We start from the raw sequence: 16578 nt of genomic DNA, 5'->3' as shown, positions 1-16578 counted from the left end.
ACGCTGCACCCAGGCTACATCTTATTCACTCCCCACACAATGGTGACAGGTAAATACATTATGTGGATCGTATTGGTGTTTTATCTGCAGTAGTCTGGGGTAATTATTTCCCCATAAAGCGGATTGCCAATTTTTAATAAAATAATCCGCTTCATTTGGATACGTGCCGGAATGAGGACTTAAGGCTTGCAGTAGCTTCATGGCTTCGTTTGCTTGGTGTATGGCTTTTTTTGCTTTGATGAAATCAGGTTTATGACCTGCAATATGGGCATAGGCATCTTGTTGGCCGCCAGAAATAATGACTAAAGCGGCTGCATCAAGTACCTCGGAGCTCATGGCTGTATTTTTTTGACGTGTAACAGCATCAGGTGATGCACCCGACAAGCCTTTATTGAAATGCAGGGCGATTGCGGTGATGCGCGATGCCTTAAAAAGTGTCTTGGCAAACTGCACGGTATTTTCTTTAGCAAATAAATTGAAAGGTAGATACATAGATAAATAATAGTTGATGTACATAGATACTTCGGCTTGATTCGATGCCCACCAAAACTCAGTGGGAGATTCTTTATTCACCGCAATCGCATCAGGAGCATTTGCAAGCAAATAATCCAAATCCCAATAGTGTCTTGCAGGGCGTGTCGTACTGTGAAGCGCAAATTGGTATTGCTCAGGCTTTTTGGCTAGCCAATCAAGAAATGGTTGCCAAAGTTTGTCTACTTCTGTTTTGCTTAAACCTTCAAAAACCAGGGAGAAATTCATCTTATTCTCTGGAGTTAAACTGACTTGTTCTCCCCAATGTTCATTATTGAGATTGGCTCGATAAAAATTGATAAAGTAATGAATCAGCTGTTCGTATGCCGCATCTGATTTCGCGGTAATTGCTCCTTTAACCTTGCCAAATGTGTTGGGAAGCTCATGAGTTTGTAACGTGATTTTGCTGACGACGCCGTAGGTGCCTCCGCCTCCTCCTTTTAATGCCCAGAAAAGATCTTGATTTTGGCAGGCGTTAGCAGTGCGTATCGCTCCATCAGCAGTAATGATTTCTGCTTCGAGAACTCCCGCAGCGCCAGTGCCAAATTTTTTGGAAAAACTGCCAAAGCCGCCACCTTGAATAAAGCCACCAGCAGCACCTACCGTAGCACATCCTCCTCCTTGCACGTAGCGGCCATTATTTGTAGTGACTTCTTTATATGCTTCTATCCAACGTGTGCCTGCTGCTACGGTGACTGCGGGTTTAGGTGTTTGCGTTGCAGGACATCCCTGGGGGACAAAGTGCTCATGCAGAGTTACCTGACGCATGTTATGCGTCCAGATTAAGAGTGAATTGGCAGCATTGGAGCGCCCAAGGTAATCATGTCCAGTTCCTTTCACTACAAGTTTTATTCGATGTGTGCGTGCAAAATTAACTGCTGCAGCAATTTCTTGGGCATTTTCAGCAGCAACTACGTAAGGGCTTACTGCCGATTGCCATGCATCGACCCAACCATTGGACTGGGTTGCGCCTGGTTGTGATTCAATAAAAAAAGGATTTTTTAGTTTATTGAGCACCTCTTTGCATGCACTGTTGTCTGTGTTTTTAATACAGGGAGATAAGGGCGAATGTCCTTGCTGCAAATGCCCGTTTACCGCTTTATTTAATGTATCCCATTGCGCTTGCGTTGGCCAACACGGTTGCTTAGGTGAACAATAGGTAGAAGTTCCATGGCAAAGGGAGCTCATGAACAGAGAATAAAGTATCATCCATAATTTCATTAATTACATTCCTGAATTGTCATTTAAAAATTTTGAATTGTAGCCTGGGTGCAGCGCAGCGAAACCCAGGCTACAAAGCAAATAGACAGCTGGAAAGCTACATCTGCAATGCGGGCTTCACATTCCAAGCCCGACACTGCCATTGTGCAACGGGTTCGCTATGCTCAAAGACACATACTGCTCCAGTCGCGATTTTAATTCCGAATTGTGCACTGAATGTTGCAAAATCACCTGTCAAATAGGGAGAAAAACGGGCAATTCCATTACTTGTAACCACAAGGCATGTCTTTCCTGCATACTCTTGACGTATGCGCATGGCAAAGTCCAGCCAATTCTTAATCAGTGCAGCAGGGTCGACTTTCCAACCTTCAGGTACTATAGCTTGTGATTCCCAGGCATTTATTGCTTCTTTGCCAATGCGACCAACAACCTGTTCTTCGGGCTGATTTTCATCTGGTCCGTAGTCAATCTCATTGAAAATAGCCAATGTTTCAATGGGTAAATTGGTGCCCATGGTCGTTTGTGCTTGCTCTGCCGTTTGGATCGCTCTTTTGAGCTTGGAAGAGAAAATAACATCAGGAATAAGCTGGTTATTTTTTAGGTACATACCCAACAGACGTCCTTGATGCAAACCACTATCAACCAGAGGTAAATCGGTGGTCCCCACTCTGCGAACAAGGTCACCTGGTCCAAATGTATTGCCATGGCGTGCAATGAGTAATCGTGTTGTCATCGTTACCTACTCTCTAATAATTCGCCATATTGCGCAATCAATGCCTCAGCACGAGCTACATCTTCTGGACTATCAATGCCTGACATGTTGGCACGGCCTTTGTAATCAACTGGAATGCAACGGAGGGTATAACCGTTTTCCAAAATACGTAATTGTTCTAATCCTTCCATTTTTTCAAAAAAACTTTCTGGCAAAGTAATATATTGTTCGAGCATATCTACTGAATAGCCGTACAAGCCAATATGGCGGAATACAGGGCTTAAATCGTTTTTTTGGCGTAATTCCTCTTCTTTACGTATGGCAGGAATAATATTTTTACTAAACCAAAACGCATTGCCTGTTTTTTCATTGAATACCGCTGTAGTGCCACTAAATGGGGTAAGCAATTTATTTTGGCGCAGGCTATCGAGCTGTTTCCAGCTTAACTGAGTCACCGGCGTTACGGCATCACAAGGAGAGGCAGCAAACGCATCGATCAGTGCGCGTAAAAAATCAGGGGGGGTTAACGGAGCATCACCTTGCATGTTTAAAACAAAATCTGGTTTGCTCGGCAGATGGCGTATTGCTTCAGCAACTCTGTCTGTTCCACTGGGCGCGTCTGGAGAGGTCATTACCGAGATAACACCGAGTTCATCGCAATGTTGAACAATCCGCGAGTCATCCGTTGCAACGACTACTGAAACATTTTTTAATCCTTCAGCTGCTGCCAGAGATAAGCGCACCACCCGTTGCAGCATGGTTTGGCCACGAATCATTGCCAGAGGCTTCCCCGGTAAACGAGTTGAAGCGTAACGAGCAGGGATTATGATGGCAGTGTACATGACAAAAATTGTTCCAATGCTAAAAAAGCTCAATAATAGCCTAAATATTAGACGGTTACTATAGTAGAATAAGCTCACAATAATCAGTAGGGCTGTAAACGGACCTTATTAGCATGGGTTATTGTTTCTATTGGATTTTATATAAGGATATTGGTGATGAAAAAATTAAAAGAGTTAATGTTAGGCTTGATGCTAATTAGTGCTACTGCGAGCGCTGTTGCTGACGAGCATTCTTTAGCGAAGTTAACTGATTTGGCAGGTGCATCCGGTTTTGAGAAGTCTGTTCGCGATGTAGTCAAGCAGCAATGGCAGCAATCAATGAATAACCTTAGCGTCGATGGAATGGGTAATTTAATTGGTCAATATAAATTGAATCAAAAAGGTCCCAATGTTTTATTAATGGCGCACATGGATGAAGTTGGGTATATGATTGAATCCATTACTCCTGATGGCTTTTTAAAGATTATCCCTCTGGGTGGTATTCCTGCTTCAGTAATTTTTGCACAACGTTGGATGGTTTCTACACCGCAGGGGCCTATTTTGGCTTATTCTGGAATGGATTCAACGCATCTTATCGAAGAGGCCAAAAAAAATAATCTGCCTGCGGCTCATGCAGTATTTCTTGACATCGGTGCAGAAAACAAAGAGCAAGCGGAAACAAAGTTTAATGTACGCCCCGGATTGCAAGTGACTCCTGCCAGTCAATTCAGTGCATTAAGTGACAATCGGTTTTTAGCGAAAGCACTTGATGACCGTCTAGGATTGGCACTCATTGGCGATGTTCTGGACTCTATTAAAAACCAGGAGCGACCGAATCAACTGTATGCTGCTGCAACGGTACAAGAAGAGGTTGGTTTGCGCGGTGCGAGTACAGTGTATCAGAGTACGCATCCAGATATTACAATTAATGTTGAAGTGGGTATTGCTGATGATTATCCCGCGTTAGTTGCCAAACGCAAAGGCCGCATCGCTTTAGGTAAAGGGCCTACTCTCTTTGTCTATGATCGTTCCATGATTCCTCATCAAGAGCTGCTTAATTGGATTTTGGATTTGGCCAAAAAAAATAACATCCAGGTGCAGTTGGAATCGGAAATAGGTTATGGACAAGATGGCTCAAAAGTACAAGGCTCTGGTTCAGGCGTTCCTAGTATTAATATCGGCGTCCCCATTCGCTATGCACATCAACAAGCTGGGGTATTTGATAAGCGGGATTATGACCAAGCAGTGAAATTAGTCAGTTTGATTGTGACTCATCTGAATCAGCAAGTAGTTGATCAAATCAAAGCAGGTTGAACCCTGTCGGTTGGGCCAAAGCCCAATCTATGGTGTACTTCTAAACCGCTCTTGACATTGTTGCAATAAATATCGCGCTGGTGCGTCATTGGGATTACTCGATACGATTTGTGCAAAAAGTTTTGCTGCTTCATCAAATTGTTTTGCTTCATACTGATTCAACGCTGCAGCAAAAATAGGGGCGGAATCTTTTTTCAATTGCACATTGTCTGGGGTATTATGATTAAAAACCTCATAAATTTTGATGGGCTGGCTTTTGCCTTTTACTGTTGTTAAACCTAAGAAACGTAAATCGTATTTTTCTTTTCGTTGTAATTGTTCATAGGTTTCTTCGCCAATTATGAGTTCGATATTAAAAATTCGAGTTAATGTTTCAAGCCGAGAAGCAATATTGACCGCATCGCTAATCACACTGCAATCCATGCGCGCCTCAAAACCAACAGTACCTAGGATCAAGTTCCCGGTGTTTACTCCAATTCCCGCATTAATAGTGGGGAGAGCATCACGCTCGCGAGCAGTATTAAACGTATTTAATGCGTCTAACATAGCCAATGCAGCAGAAACTGCATCGTCAGCAGTATTAAACAATGCCATAATGGCATCGCCAATATACTTATCAATAAGACCTGAGTTTTTAAGAATGGCAGGATCCAAATAACTCATAAGTGTATTAAACAGATTGAAGATTTCAACAGGAGATAATTGTTCGGCCATTGCGGTAAAGGACTTTATATCAAAAAAAAGAACAGACATCTCTTTTTCAACGCAGTCGCCAAGTTTTATGTCTGCAATATTTTTACGATTCAGCACCCTCAGGAAATCTTGGGGTACAAAGCGTGCTACAGCAATTGCATTTTGCTGGATTTCGACCAATTTATCGATGAGTTCATTATTGAGTACCCGGACTTTTTGTTCCGCGACTTGTAGTTCTTGAAAATAAGAATTAGTGCGCACCATATAACGCACCCGATATCCTAAGAGCGTCGGATTAATAGGTTTGGTGGTAAAGTCGGTAGCGCCAGCTTGGAACGCTTGATTAATTGATTCATAATCTTCTAAGCCAGTAACCATCATAATTGGCAGATAACGCCAATCGGGTAGTTTGCGAATTTCGGCACATACTTCAAACCCATTTAAGCCAGGCATTTCTACATCCAGTAGCATCGCATCAGGCTTTGATGTTTTAAGCAATTCTAGAGCTGCCTCTCCATGTTCTGCTTGCAGGACGTTAAAACCCACTTTGGTTAATGCATTACAGGTAATTAAACGCATGGTGGCGCTATCATCCACAACCAAAATCACTGGATTTTCTTTTTCCATAAAAGGGTTACTCATTTTCAGTGGCACAAATTCGTGTTAAGTAACTTGCAATCTGTTCCAAGCCGATGACTTGATCTACTGCATTCATTGACTGGGCAACAGCCCCCATGCCAAAAACTATGGAACTTTCTTGATTTTGCACCAAGGTATGTCCATGAGCCTCTTTTAACTCCAATAAACCTTCTGCGCCATCATTACTCATCCCAGTTAACAGGATTCCAATCGCTTTTTTCCCAGAAACCGTAGCAATTGATTGTAGTAGTCGAGTAATTGAAGGACAAAAACCAGAAACAGGTGCGCCATCAACTAACTTACATACCAATTGTTCGTGAACACGTTCAACTATCATATGTTTGTGTTCAGGAGCTATATATACAGTTCCCTTTTCAAGTGGTTCATGATCGACTGCATTTTTTACTTTAAGGCTTATATGTTCTCCTAGCCATTGGGCAAATCCGCGGATAAAACCACTACTCATGTGTTGAACAACCATAATGGGTAAAGGAAAGTCCGGAGTTAATTGCGAGAGAATCGTCTTCAATGCCATGGGTCCGCCAACCGAGGCCCCCATCGCGATAATTTCGTAATGATTCTCTTTAGTATGTTCTATCTTATGCTTTTTGCTTTCATCAAGATTCAAATGTTTCTTCAAGGGTATTTTAATAACACGAATCTCAGAAAGACTGCGTAGGATATCCACGATGTGTTGTCTGCTTTCTTCAAATGAAGGAGAAAATACATTCACCGGTTTTGTTAAAGCAGTTAATGCTCCTGCTTCCAGAATATGGAACGTAGCATGTATTGATTCATCATTCACCATAGAGCTTATCACAACAATGGGTCTTGGATTGTGCGCCATAATAATGCGTGTTGCCTCAAGCCCATCCATGATTGGCATTTGAATGTCCATCGTAATGAGGTCGGGTTTTAATTTTTCAGCTAATTCAATTGCTTCTTGGCCATTTTTTGCAATACCAATGACTTGCATGTCTTCTTCAGATTCTATGATGTGTTGAATTAATGCAGCTTCTGTTGGTGAGTCATCGGTAATTAAAATTTTTATCATAGGTAGTACTCACTATAGCAACATTCGCTTAATTATTTCAGCAGAATTTAATACGAAATTAATTTGATTGCTTCCTGTTAAGGTCGCTCCGATAATGCAAGGTATATTGGTTAGTGGTTCTTGTAAGGGTTTGAGTACAATTTCCCTTTCACCAATAATTTCATCGACAAACAAGGCAATTCGGTCTTCATTATTTTTGATTACAATAACCGAGATATATTCTTTAAAATTCTGTTTCTTTTCATCAAGATGCAGTGCCTTAGATAAAGAGCATAACAAAACGGGTTGTTCTTTGACAAGAATGGAAGGGATACCCTCCACGTTTATAATCTCATGTTTTTTTAACAACATGACACCTTCCACTGAGTTGGTAAGCAGTACAAATACTTGATTGCAACAGGAGATAATCAACCCCCGTTCAGTGGCTAATGTGAATGGAACTTTCAGATAAAAGGTCGTACCTTTACCGAGTTGGCTTTCAACACTAACCTGACCTTTTAAACGCAGCAAATTGGAGCGGACTGCATCCAGGCCTATGCCTCGACCAGAAATATCGGTTGCCACTTCACGGGTAGAGAAACCAGGTCGAAACATGAGCTCGTAAAGATCTTCTTTCTTCATATTTCCTAGCTCAGCTTGTGTCACCATATTTTTTTGCAGTGCAATACGACTCAAATCATCTGTCCTAATGCCGGCGCCATCATCAATTATTTTGAACACAATTTGGTTGTCTTCCTGACTGACCTTGATCTGAATATTGCCTTGTGACGACTTCCCAGCTGCTTCACGAATCTCTGCTTTTTCTATACCGTGATCAATTGCATTGCGTAAAAGATGCATAATTGGATCTTTTAAACCATCTAGGATTATCTTATCAATTTTTACATCATTACTGTTTATTTCAAGATTGACTTGCTTGTTTAATTCTTGAGCCAAATCACGGACAGTTCGTGGTAAATAACGTAATTGTGCGGAGACTGGGATAAGGCGTAAGGTGCGAATTTCATCTTGCAGTGAAGTTAACAGAAGAGATAATTCATTAATAGACAAATACATTTCTCTTTGCATTAAGTGAATTGAATTATTGATTTCAGATAATTCAACGAAATTTGTCGAGAATAGATAATCTATTGGTTCGTTTTTATCTTCAGCAAGCGTTTTAAAATAGGCTCTATTTTTTTTCCACGAAAGGAGCAGGTCATCGATTTTGAAATTCATTTTAGCCAGTTTGGAATAATATTCTTCAATAGCAAGTTTAATGGATTGAATTTCTTCTGTATAAAATGAAACGCTATCTAAATTTTGTAAAGAGACGCGTATTGATTCAAATTCACTGGCTTTAGCGTGTAGTTCTTGAGCCCCTGGAGCATGTGCAAGAGCTGACATGTATTGCTCATGTAGTTCTGATGTAGGCAATATGTCTTCAGCAGATAGCTCTGTGTATTGTTGCAGTTGCAGTAAGTGTTTGTTTAAATCAAAAGACAGTGGTTTTTGCTCGCTGTAGCATTGCATTGCTTCATTCATGTAATCGATCGATTGCAGACAAAGATTAATGAGTTCTGAAGAAATTTTTACATTTTTTTTCTGAATGGCTATAAATAATGTTTCTATATGATGGGCAATCTCACCGACATCATGAGCTCCTATACCACGTGCAGATCCTTTGATGTTATGGGCAATCCGAAAAATTTCTTTGAGCACATTCTGAAAATCTTGTTCTGATTTTGTTCCCTTTTCAAGCTGTAGCAAACCATCAGTAATCGTGATTAAATTTTCCTGGAGTTCTGATTTGAATGTCTCAACAATTTTTTTAATGAATTCATTATCCACTGTTTTAGAGGCGGTTGTTGTTTCAGCGGCTAGATTTTCGGGGACCGTAGATTTTCCTCCAGTGGTGGGTGCTGCTACTTGCTCTTTATCGATGAGTGCATTTTGTAATTGATGTAATAATTCATCAAGCGCAGATGAGTGAGGTTTTTTTTCTATAAAATCATATAGGATCTCGCGCATTCCATCTACGGCGTGAAATGTTAAACTTATGACTTCTGCGGCGACCTTCTGGGAAGGTGCAAACAGTTGTTCAATGCACGCAGCCATATTCCCCAGGTCATTGATACCAATAGAAAGTGCTGAGACCTTAATATTACGCCCTGCTCGCGAAATTTCTTCCTGCATGGGACTTAAATCAGCTGCTGATTCATCACGGTCAAATTCTTTTAAATTATCAGTGATGATAGTCAGTAATGATTCAAGCTCTGTGCTGAATGTTTCAAGCAACTCTTTTAATAAATGCTCGTCTGGAGCCATTGGATCCCCTAAACTTTATAAGTATCCACATCATCTTTTAGATGTTTGGCAATATTATCCAAATTCTGAATAAACGCCATCATCTCTTTTATGCCACTTGAAAAAGTTGAGGTCGTGCGATTTATTTCATTCATGCTCTCAACAATTTGTTCTATGCCGACCGCCTCTTGGCGAATGGCCACCTCAATGTGTTGGCTTGAAATAGCAGCTTCATTAAGCATTTTGCTCAGTGTCTGAATGACTTGGCCGGCTTTTTCGATGAGCTTTGTTCCGGAATCAAGGGTCCTTGTTCCTTCTTCAGTCACGGTGACTGCTTTTTCAGTAGTACGTCGAATGTCTTCAAGAATTTTTTGTACTTGCACCGTTGACTGTTCTGATTGCTCAGCAAGATTTCTTACTTCGGTGGCTACCGCCGCAAAACCTTTTCCAGCCTCTCCGGCTTTTGATGCCTCAATCGATGCATTTAATGCCAACATCTTTGATTGTTGCGATAGGGTATTGACCACGGAGGTAATATCACCAATTTGTTGTGTGTGATTACTTAAATCAAGAATGGTTTGTGCGATAAGCTTCATTTTTTCTTCTGACGCTTTAATGCCTTGAATACTTTGCTCAACGGACTCGGTACCGAGTTTCCCTTGTTCATATGTATTTTTAGCCACTTCACGCAGAGTTTGTGCTTTGGTCATGGTTTGTTTTGAGCTTTTATCAATTTCCTCTAATGAAGCACTGATTTCATTAATGGCAGAGGCTTGTGACGTAATCCCTTCAGCTTGTTCATTTGCGGAGGTGAGTACGGTCTCAACCATAGTAACTATATCATTGCTGACCGTAGTAATTTTTTTGGTAATTGAGGCCAAACCATCGGTCATCGAATTTAAATCTTTTCCCAACTCTTGCAGGATGTCTTCTTTATCAATTTGCAGGCGTTCTCTGAGATCTCCTGCCGCAACTTTACTGCTATGCAGCCTAAATTTTTTCGATGAATTAACCAATTTTTCAAATAATTCGCGTGACTCTTCTTCTTTTGTGCGCAAGATTTCTTCATTTTTCCTAATCGCTTCCTGCATGGTTTTAAGCGACAAAAGCAATTTTCCTAATTTATCTGCAGAGGGAATATGGATGACTACATCACGTTCACCCGCAGCAATTCGCTCGGCAATATTAATTGCTTTGTCAACGGGACCTGCAATCGCTTGCTGGGTTAAATAGGGAACTAAAATGGTTAAAATAATAGTAAGGCTTAATAGCCAATAAGCGGTTGTCTTTAACGTGTTTAAGCAGCTACTAATTAGGCTGGCATTTTTTTCAACTTCATTCCCTAAAAGGACATATATGCCACCACTTCGTTTGCCTGATTCTGCAGAATAGTTCCCTAAGATAAGGTTAAGCATGTTATGCTTAACTTCTTTTGTCTTATTCCTACTGTTTGCTACATTATTAGGATCATTGGGGTTTCTAGGCACATTTATTATGGATGATTGCTCATCGTAAAGTGAGAGGTATAAATCTTGTAATTTATCCCACTGTTCTTGCAATTTTTTATTACCGAGTGTATGCATTGCTTCATCCCACTGGCTTCTAATATTATTGATATCATCCCATAGACGTGCAAAATGTATTTTCGAGTTCTCATCTCCAGTCATTGCCCAGTGTTCAACTACGTCTTGCGCTTGGAAAATTTGACTATCAAGAATTTGGGGTAAGTTTTCACTACGGATTTTTTGACTTAGAAAGACGACGGTATCGACTTTGGGTATCAAAAATAACATTAATATCAATAAAGGCAGGCTAAGAGTCATAAAGCCAATAAGTAATCGGGCGCGTACCGTAATAACAAAGCGTCTTTCATTACCATTAGTTTCCATGAGACTCTCCTGTCTTGTATAAACGCATTTTAATTTCCTGGTTTAAGCTGGGTATTATCGTTTCGATATTAATGATTGCAGTCACTGCATGATGCAAACCTAGAATATATTCCGGATTCGCAACATTGGCAGCGGATAAGGGTGATGCTAATTGGTCTGGTCGATAAGTTTCGCTGCCTTCAACCTGATTTGCAAGTAAGCCGAGAGTTATATTGTTTGCCTGGATAACAATTACAAATTTATTATCCTGTTGCACACGATGCTCGGCCTGACGAGGATGAAAAAATTTAGCGAGATCAACCACCGTAATTAATGCGCCACGCCAATTGAGTACTCCAGCGATAAAATGGGGCACAAAAGGAGGTCGCTCCATTGATGCATTATGCAAAATTTCTTGTACATACTGATAAGCAACTCCATAGCTTTCATTTTGGCCAAGTCTGAAGCGAATAAAAGAAATGCCATGATTTTTGCTGGTATCAATTTCCTGTTTTGCAAGTTGCTTGGCTCGTGCTTGCAGGATCTGAAGTGCGGCCTCACTTTGGGGCATCAATGATGAGGCTTGTTTTTGTTCTTTAGTCATCATTCAAAATCCTTCTTTGTTTCGCTATCAAGTGAGAAATAGATTGCACCATCATGATGAAAGATAAGATTTGTCCCTGTTGTCACAATAGGATCTGATGCACCCAGTATAAGATAAGCGTTTTTAGTCATACATGCACTGAGCTTTTGCATAATTTTTGTGGCAAGCTCATTATCAAAATAAATAAGCACATTGCGACATAAAATTAAATCCACCTCAAATATTCCATTAATTATGGATGGATAGCTGTTATCGCATAAGTTAAGGTATTTAAACTGCACTAAATTGCGAATCTCTGGTGAAAGATCATAGGTACGGCCATTTTTTAAGAAATAACGTTGTAGATATTTCTCAGGAATAGAACGCATGGACCACTGTCCATAAGTCGCTTTAGTTGCTTTTTGCAGCGCTGTGGTATTGATATCGGTGCCTAATAAATAGAGGTCCCATATATCAATATTGGGTATGAGTTCTGCCAACAACATGGCGAGGGTATATATTTCTTCGCCTGAAGAGCAACCCGCACTCCAAATTTTTAAAGTAAAATCGTGTGCCTTGTGTTTTATCAAATCAGGTAAAAGTTTACTCTCAAGTAAATACATTTGGCTTTTATCACGGAAAAAATAGCTTTCTCCTACGGTAATTGCTGCGACTAAATCAGCCAATAAAGAGGAGTTACTGGAGCAGTTTTTTAATTGCTGCAAGTATTCTTGAGGTTGATAATTGAATTTATTGCATGCTGTTGCAATGGTTTTTGCTAACTCTTGAGCTTGATTCACATGGATTACCAGCCCATAGCGATTATGGATTAATTCCATAAATGCAGGTTCAAGTATTTTTACGTCATTCAATGTATTATTGCCCATGTTCTATTACTCATGATTAGCGCCCGACTTGCTGATTTCTTGCGCTAATTTGAGCGCAAAAATCCAATTGACGTCGAGCAATAATGAAACACTGGTTTCTAGTGTGATGGCACCAAAAAAAGGTGAGTTATTATTTGTAAATTCTTCATGCACTTCGATTTGCTGTTGATCGATATCGCTTAAGCCAAGTACTTTGTCAACAATTAGACCAATTTGATGTATTCCATCGGAACACAAGAGAATCGGTATATTTAATGAGTATTGTTCATTGCGTGCTAAGCCTGTACAAATTGCTAAATCAAGCACTGGGATGCATTTATTTTTGAGATTCATTAACCCAACAAAATAGTCTGGGCAAGACGGAACAAGCTCTAACATAGGCAAAGGCAGCACTTTCTCTATATAGTTGAGGTCCATACAAACTTGTATGTCTTGTAACAGAAAGTGGAGAACTGTAAGGCTCTTTGGGGGCACTTTATTCTGTTCCTTAAATGGTCTCTGCAGAAACGCTACTGCGGGGGCGAATTGCGTTGGCGATCCGGTGTCGAATCCTCATCGCGCCGTTTCTCCTTGCATTTCATCCTCCTCAGCGGATTTCCGAAGAGGTCACATATCATTGTCATTTACCATCATTGGGCGCGTCAATCTGGAACGCAGATGGAACCTAAATTTTTAATTCTATCTTATAGTTATAGACCTAATAAGATTGATGCACAAGACACACGCTATGTGTTTTATTAATGATTATTAAATCAGAAAAATCCCCACTCCTACAAGTGGAATAGGGAGCGGGAGAGGGCGTTTTTCCCCCCAGGAGAAGGGGAAATTTATTACTTCTCTTGGGATTTTTTATGTGCGAAATAATTTAAATCTAACTCGCGAGCGGCCTTTACATCATCCAGTCGTTTGACAGGTAGCGTATGTGGTGCTTCTTTCAGTAAATTAGGATTTGCGACTGCTTCTTCTCTAATAGTTTTCATGATATGCACAAATTGGTCTAACTCTTCCTTGCTCTCAGTTTCTGTAGGCTCAATCAGCAGACATTCTGGAATGAGTAGCGGGAAATATGTCGTTGGCGCATGAACACCATAATCCAATAAGCGTTTAGCAAAATCCATGGCAGTAACGCCGTATACTTTCTTTTCTGGACTTAGAGTAAGAATAAACTCATGAGAAGCACGTCGGCTTGGATAGGCTGCAGTAAAACCTGCTTTAGTGAGTTCTTTGAGCAGATAATTTGCATTTAAGGTTGCATATTCCGAAACACGGAGTAACCCTTCTTTACCAAGTACACGCATGTAAAAATAGGCACGCAGTAAAATACCTGCATTTCCCATGAAACAGGATAGGCGGCCAATACTTTGTGGATAATCTTGCCGGGTTGCCCATTGATATCCGGAGTCAGTTTTTTTCACTATTGGTAAAGGCATGAAGGGAAGCAAGCGCTTACCGACAGCCACAGGGCCGGCACCAGGACCACCTCCACCATGCGGTGTAGCAAATGTTTTATGTAAGTTTAAGTGCATGACATCAAAGCCCATGTCTCCAGGTCTTACTTTTCCTAAAATAGCATTGAGATTGGCGCCATCGTAATACAGTAAACCACCTGCCTGGTGCACCAGTGCCGCTATCTCTTTAATTTGGCGCATGAACAAGCCCAAAGTAGAGGGATTGGTCAGCATAATACCTGCTGTTTTGGGGCCAAGTTTGCTTTTTAATTCTTCAAGATCGATATCCCCGTCTGCAGCGGTTGCTATTTCAACGATTTTAAAACCACACATGACTGCAGAGGCTGGGTTTGTACCATGTGCTGCATCAGGAATCAGGATTTCATCACGGGCAGTGTCACCTCGAGATTGATGATAGGCTTTTATCATCGCAACTCCAGCAAACTCTCCTTGTGATCCCGCCATAGGCGTTAAGGAAACACCGGCCATCCCGGTAATTTCAGCAATATTTTCTTGCAAGCGGTATAATGACTCCAGGAAACCTTGGCTGTTATCCTCTGTTGCCAGGGGATGGCGGTTAAGAAAATTCGCCATAGACGCGGCTTTGTGAACTCCTCGAGGGTTGTATTTCATCGTGCATGAACCCAGCGGATAAAAATTACTGTCAATCGAGAAATTGTTATGGGATAAGCGCGTAAAATGTCTTACCACCTGTAATTCGGAGCAGGCAGGCATTTTCGGGGGCGTTTTTCGCTGCAATTCAGCAGGAATGGTGTATTTACTGATTGAGGTTTTGGGTGCTTGGGCAGTTGCCTGACGATCTTTTTTAGATAATTCAAAAATCAACATAATTTGCCTTCCATTTTTTGAATAAGTTCTTTAAGTTCAGCTCGATGAAGGACTGGAGTAAATTCAATAAACTGATACTCCGCAATCTCCGCCAGATAATAGGGGTCTTGTTTGAATATGGATTCGAGATAAGCTCGATCATTTGATGCGGCAATAATGATTCCACCAGTACGAGGTTTCATAGGACCTGAGGCCAGCAATAAACCTTGTTTATAATAGTAATCAAGAAATTCTCTGTGTGCTTGCAGGTACTTATCTACTTCACTTAGAGGAACTAAATAGGTTAACTGAATTACAAACATGGAGCACCTCGCTGAGACAAAATGGATTTCAACGTTTTGGCATAAAACGCTATTTCCTCTGCAGTACGCATTTCTGTCGCGCAAATTAATAGGGTATTCGCCAATTGGGGGTAATGAACCTCTGGAGCATAACCGCCGGTGATTCCTGCATTCGCTAATTGCTTTAATACCTGTTCAACGGGTTGATTGAGTTTCAGCAATGCTTCATGAAAATAAGGGGCGCTAAAAACCTGTTCTACACCATCAATTTTTATTAAGGCATCCACTAGTTCATGAGTATTATGGTGGCATTGGCTTGCAACTTGTTGTAAACCTTCTGCGCCTAAAAGGCTCATGTGAATGGTTGCCGCTGTAACCAATAACCCCTGATTAGTACAAATATTTGAGGTTGCTTTGGCACGACGTATATGCTGTTCACGAGCCTGTAAGGTTAAGGTAAACCCTCTTTTCCCATCTTTGTCCACAGTGCAACCGATGATGCGTCCAGGCATTTGGCGCACATGTGTCATCCGCGTACTTAAAAAACCAAAATAAGGACCGCCTGATGCCATAGGTGCACCTAAAGGCTGACCTTCGCCACAGGCAATGTCTACCCCATGATTGCCCCAAGATCCTGGTGGTTTTAATAAGGCAAGCGATACAGGGTTGACGCAGGCGACGCTGACTGTTTTGTTTTGATGCGCCCAATCACTAAGTTCATCTACTTTTTCCAGGCAGCCAAAAAAATTAGGTTGTGCAATAACCAGTGCAGTAATGTCTTCTCCAGTATATTGCGCCAATGCAGCAAGAGAAGTAATACCTTGTTGTTCATCAAAAGGCAAAGTAATTACTTCAATGTGTTGGGTTTGCAGAATGGTTTCAATGGTTTCGCGGTAGAAAGGATGAATCGTCCCAGGAATTAATACACGATTTGTTTTACTGTGTTTATTGAGGCGCACTGCCATCAAAATGGCTTCAGCAAGTGCTGTAGCCCCATCGTACATGGATGCATTCGCTACTTCCATGCCGGTTAATTCGCAGATCATGGTTTGGTATTCGTAGAGCAATTGTAACGTGCCTTGGCTGGCTTCGGCTTGGTAAGGAGTATATGCTGTTAAGAATTCGCCACGTGAAGCAATATCCCACACCGCTGCAGGTATATGATGCTCATAGCATCCTGCGCCCATAAAGCAAATTCCATTACGATTTTTATTTGCCAGTGCTTGTGCTTCTTTTAGCATATCCATTTCATTGACACCGGCAGGTATATTTTGAAATCCTGCATATTGCAGAGATAATGGAATTTCATCAAATAAAGTTTGAGTATCTTGCGCGCCAATAGCGTCAAGCATCATTTTGCTGTCTTCAGGAGTGTGTGGGATATAGGGCAT

14 protein-coding genes are annotated in these 16578 nt (G+C 41.1%); 1 reads left to right on the top strand and 13 read right to left on the bottom strand.

The window, feature by feature from the left end; genetic code table 11:
• Positions 1-21 precede the first annotated feature (21 nt).
• The 3 genes from Lste_RS12680 to kdsB all read right to left on the bottom strand — a co-directional run bounded on the left by Lste_RS12680 (position 22) and on the right by kdsB (position 3306).
• On the bottom strand, positions 22-1752 hold the full coding sequence (locus Lste_RS12680) for an FAD-dependent oxidoreductase (RefSeq protein ID WP_058511294.1): 1731 nt from the start codon (positions 1750-1752) through the stop codon (positions 22-24).
• A gap of 97 nt (positions 1753-1849) precedes the next feature.
• Entirely contained in the window at positions 1850-2485 is a 636-nt protein-coding gene (locus tag Lste_RS12675; protein ID WP_058511293.1) for a histidine phosphatase family protein, read from the bottom strand.
• Positions 2486-2487: 2 nt separating this feature from the next.
• Positions 2488-3306, bottom strand: coding sequence for a 3-deoxy-manno-octulosonate cytidylyltransferase (gene kdsB, locus Lste_RS12670; RefSeq protein WP_058511292.1), 819 nt, complete (start codon positions 3304-3306; stop codon positions 2488-2490).
• 156 nt (positions 3307-3462) lie between these two features.
• On the opposite strand from kdsB, the gene Lste_RS12665 reads away from it, so the two are divergent.
• Entirely contained in the window at positions 3463-4599 is a 1137-nt protein-coding gene (locus Lste_RS12665) for a M42 family metallopeptidase (protein ID WP_193393408.1), read from the top strand.
• A 27-nt stretch (positions 4600-4626) separates the two neighbouring features.
• On the opposite strand, the gene Lste_RS12660 is transcribed toward Lste_RS12665, so the two are convergent.
• From Lste_RS12660 to gcvPA, 10 genes are all read right to left on the bottom strand, one after another.
• Positions 4627-5919, bottom strand: coding sequence for a response regulator (locus tag Lste_RS12660; RefSeq protein ID WP_058511290.1), 1293 nt, complete (start codon positions 5917-5919; stop codon positions 4627-4629).
• Positions 5920-5926: 7 nt separating this feature from the next.
• Complete coding sequence (cheB, locus tag Lste_RS12655; RefSeq protein ID WP_058511289.1) at positions 5927-6985, bottom strand: chemotaxis-specific protein-glutamate methyltransferase CheB; 1059 nt, start codon at positions 6983-6985, stop codon at positions 5927-5929.
• Positions 6986-6997: 12 nt separating this feature from the next.
• On the bottom strand, positions 6998-9292 hold the full coding sequence (locus Lste_RS12650) for a chemotaxis protein CheA (protein WP_058511288.1): 2295 nt from the start codon (positions 9290-9292) through the stop codon (positions 6998-7000).
• Positions 9293-9300: 8 nt separating this feature from the next.
• Positions 9301-11160, bottom strand: coding sequence for a methyl-accepting chemotaxis protein (locus Lste_RS12645; RefSeq protein ID WP_058511287.1), 1860 nt, complete (start codon positions 11158-11160; stop codon positions 9301-9303).
• The gene (locus tag Lste_RS12640; RefSeq protein ID WP_058511286.1) at positions 11150-11746 is read right to left on the bottom strand and encodes a chemotaxis protein CheW; all 597 of its coding nucleotides are present in this window, start codon (positions 11744-11746) and stop codon (positions 11150-11152) included. The genes Lste_RS12645 and Lste_RS12640 overlap by 11 nt, the downstream gene beginning before the upstream one ends.
• The gene (locus Lste_RS12635) at positions 11743-12609 is read right to left on the bottom strand and encodes a CheR family methyltransferase (protein WP_058511285.1); all 867 of its coding nucleotides are present in this window, start codon (positions 12607-12609) and stop codon (positions 11743-11745) included. Before Lste_RS12635 ends, Lste_RS12640 begins: the two co-directional genes overlap by 4 nt.
• A 6-nt stretch (positions 12610-12615) precedes the next feature.
• Positions 12616-13083 carry a chemotaxis protein CheW gene (locus Lste_RS12630; RefSeq protein WP_157070743.1) on the bottom strand — a complete coding sequence of 156 codons (468 nt, stop codon included), beginning with the start codon at positions 13081-13083 and terminating at the stop codon, positions 12616-12618.
• 356 nt (positions 13084-13439) lie between these two features.
• Positions 13440-14906, bottom strand: a complete 1467-nt coding sequence (gene gcvPB / locus Lste_RS12625) for an aminomethyl-transferring glycine dehydrogenase subunit GcvPB (protein ID WP_058511283.1) — start codon at positions 14904-14906, stop codon at positions 13440-13442.
• Entirely contained in the window at positions 14900-15208 is a 309-nt protein-coding gene (locus Lste_RS12620; RefSeq protein ID WP_058511282.1) for a YciI family protein, read from the bottom strand. Before Lste_RS12620 ends, gcvPB begins: the two co-directional genes overlap by 7 nt.
• Positions 15199-16578: an aminomethyl-transferring glycine dehydrogenase subunit GcvPA gene (gene gcvPA, locus Lste_RS12615; RefSeq protein ID WP_058511281.1), complete on the bottom strand. Its 1380-nt coding sequence runs from the start codon at positions 16576-16578 to the stop codon at positions 15199-15201. The genes Lste_RS12620 and gcvPA overlap by 10 nt, the downstream gene beginning before the upstream one ends.

This window comes from Legionella steelei, assembly GCF_001468005.1.
Taxonomy (GTDB): Bacteria; Pseudomonadota; Gammaproteobacteria; order Legionellales; family Legionellaceae; genus Legionella; species Legionella steelei.
This window is presented reverse-complemented; position numbering and strand designations above follow the sequence as displayed.

Excerpts from the sequence above, each read along its gene's own strand:
- Lste_RS12680 (WP_058511294.1), bottom strand. The coding sequence starts at position 1,752 with ATGAAATTATGGATGATACTTTATTCTCTGTTCATGAGCTCCCTTTGC.
- Lste_RS12675 (WP_058511293.1), bottom strand. The coding sequence starts at position 2,485 with ATGACAACACGATTACTCATTGCACGCCATGGCAATACATTTGGACCA.
- kdsB (WP_058511292.1), bottom strand. The coding sequence starts at position 3,306 with ATGTACACTGCCATCATAATCCCTGCTCGTTACGCTTCAACTCGTTTA.
- Lste_RS12665 (WP_193393408.1), top strand. The coding sequence starts at position 3,463 with ATGAAAAAATTAAAAGAGTTAATGTTAGGCTTGATGCTAATTAGTGCT.
- Lste_RS12660 (WP_058511290.1), bottom strand. The coding sequence starts at position 5,919 with ATGGAAAAAGAAAATCCAGTGATTTTGGTTGTGGATGATAGCGCCACC.
- cheB (WP_058511289.1), bottom strand. The coding sequence starts at position 6,985 with ATGATAAAAATTTTAATTACCGATGACTCACCAACAGAAGCTGCATTA.
- Lste_RS12650 (WP_058511288.1), bottom strand. The coding sequence starts at position 9,292 with ATGGCTCCAGACGAGCATTTATTAAAAGAGTTGCTTGAAACATTCAGC.
- Lste_RS12645 (WP_058511287.1), bottom strand. The coding sequence starts at position 11,160 with ATGGAAACTAATGGTAATGAAAGACGCTTTGTTATTACGGTACGCGCC.
- Lste_RS12640 (WP_058511286.1), bottom strand. The coding sequence starts at position 11,746 with ATGATGACTAAAGAACAAAAACAAGCCTCATCATTGATGCCCCAAAGT.
- Lste_RS12635 (WP_058511285.1), bottom strand. The coding sequence starts at position 12,609 with ATGGGCAATAATACATTGAATGACGTAAAAATACTTGAACCTGCATTT.
- gcvPB (WP_058511283.1), bottom strand. The coding sequence starts at position 14,906 with ATGTTGATTTTTGAATTATCTAAAAAAGATCGTCAGGCAACTGCCCAA.
- Lste_RS12620 (WP_058511282.1), bottom strand. The coding sequence starts at position 15,208 with ATGTTTGTAATTCAGTTAACCTATTTAGTTCCTCTAAGTGAAGTAGAT.
- gcvPA (WP_058511281.1), bottom strand. The coding sequence starts at position 16,578 with ATGCCCTATATCCCACACACTCCTGAAGACAGCAAAATGATGCTTGAC.